2 protein-coding genes are annotated in these 1,920 nt (G+C 31.4%); both read left to right on the top strand.

Going from position 1 to position 1,920, the window contains the following annotated elements:
• The first annotated feature begins 629 nt into the window (after positions 1 to 629).
• Entirely contained in the window at positions 630 to 1,070 is a 441-nt protein-coding gene (locus Q0649_RS10250) for a hypothetical protein (protein ID WP_298841132.1), read from the top strand.
• Positions 1,071 to 1,099: 29 nt separating this feature from the next.
• The gene (locus Q0649_RS10245; protein ID WP_298841129.1) at positions 1,100 to 1,705 is read left to right on the top strand and encodes a lactate utilization protein; all 606 of its coding nucleotides are present in this window, start codon (positions 1,100 to 1,102) and stop codon (positions 1,703 to 1,705) included.
• The last annotated feature ends 215 nt before the right edge of the window (positions 1,706 to 1,920 follow it).

Below are 1,920 nucleotides of genomic sequence, written 5' to 3'. Positions count from 1 at the left end.
GAGTTTGAAACATGAAATCTCATTAAGAAATTCTAATGTTTTGCTTACGTAAAATCCTCTATCGCTCACATTCGGCATACTGACGGTTCGCTAGCCTTCCTTTTAGGAAGTCTCACGAGAATTTTACATTCACAAAACAAGAATTTCTAAATGGGATTTCAATTGTTTCTTCACTTCTTATTTCAAGTCACCTCCGGAAAAAATCCATACTAGGGTGGGTATATAGGGATGGTTCATTAGACTTAATTTCAGGAAGTCTCACGAGAATTTTACATTCACAAAACAAGAATTTCTAAATGAGATTTCAATTGTTTCTGCACTTCTTATTTCAAGTCACTCCGAGAAAATCCATACTAGGGTGGGTTTAGGGGGGGATAGTTCGCTAGGCTTCCTTTCAGGAGGTCTCACGAGAATTTAATATTGACAAAACAAGAATTTCTTAATAGGATTTCAATTGTTTCTTCATTTTTTATTTCAGGTCACTTCCGGAGAAAATCCATATTAGGATGGGTTTAGGGGGAGAACGTAAAGATATTTACTATTATCGGAATATAGTTATATGAGGATATGTTATAATTTTTATAGATTGAAGTCGAGTTTGTGAAAAATCAAAAGTCATAGAAGAAGGGGTGATAACTATTCAGTTAATTATATACTCAATAATATGTGGATTTTTAGGCCGAATAGTGGGATCGGTAATTTTAAATATTGGTGGTCAAGCTGGTGAGTTTGGTATTATTTTGTTTGGGGTAGTTGGTTTTATTAGTCCTGCATTTTATCAATTGAATAGAATATATACTGACAATAAACATAGTAATAAAACTAAATTTGATGTTGATGTAATTTCAACACTTAATGATTTAAAGAGCAATAATATACTTAATGATGATGAATATGAAAAATCATTATGCAATCTTAATTTAGTTGATGAGAGTAAGGAAAATCTCAAGAAGTATGATGAAAGTGTTAAAGTTCTATTTAATTTATCTCAAAAGAATATTATTTTAGATGATGAAGAAGATTATAAAAAGAAGATAGTATTGTTAAAACATTTATATAAACAAATATAATTAAAAAACTTTGGAGGTATAGTGAAATTATGAATATTGAAAAAACCATTTTAGCACTTGAAAAAAATAATTATGAGGTTAGTTTATTTAAAACTGCTAAAGATGCATCACAGTATTTAGAAAGTAGATTAAATGGCGAATATATAGGCTTTGGTGATTCTGAAACTATGTTTAATATGAACTTGTTTGATAAGCTTTCTGTACATAACAAGGTTGTTGACCCTAAGCATTGTAAGGCAGAGGCAACATTTCGTGATACTGCAATAAAGTGTTTGACTACAGATATTTTTTTCACTTCAGTGAATGCGCTGGCAGAAACGGGAGAGATGGTAAATATTGATGGTACGGGTAATCGTATAGCTGGTTCATTGTTTGGTCATAAGAAGGTATATTTTGTTGTCAGCACAAATAAAATTGAACCTACGCTTGAAGCTGCTATATGGCGTGCTCGTAACATTGCTGCACCTGGTAATGCCAAGCGATTAGGATTAAGAACGCCGTGTGCAGTAAAAGGAGATCGTTGTTATAATTGTTCCAGTCCAGATCGTATTTGCAATGGTCTTTTAATTTATTATAAAAAGATGAATAACACCGATATGGAAATCATACTGATAGATGAAAAGCTTGGATTCTAATCTAGGCTGAGGGGAGTTTTTATTGGAGCTTTATTTTTAATCGTTATTTTTCTTGTTCCAGTACTAAAAAAGCCCTGGAACTGATTGCTTCAATGATTTTTTTATGACAAGAGCATGCTCAAAATCGTATATATTATATATAATTGATTTATTTTTATACTTGGCCTCAACAAAAATCTTATCATCTGACATATAAAAATAATATGGTCTATAAT

Source organism: uncultured Clostridium sp. (assembly GCF_937920395.1).
GTDB lineage: Bacteria > Bacillota > Clostridia > Clostridiales > Clostridiaceae > Clostridium_AD.
This window is presented reverse-complemented; position numbering and strand designations above follow the sequence as displayed.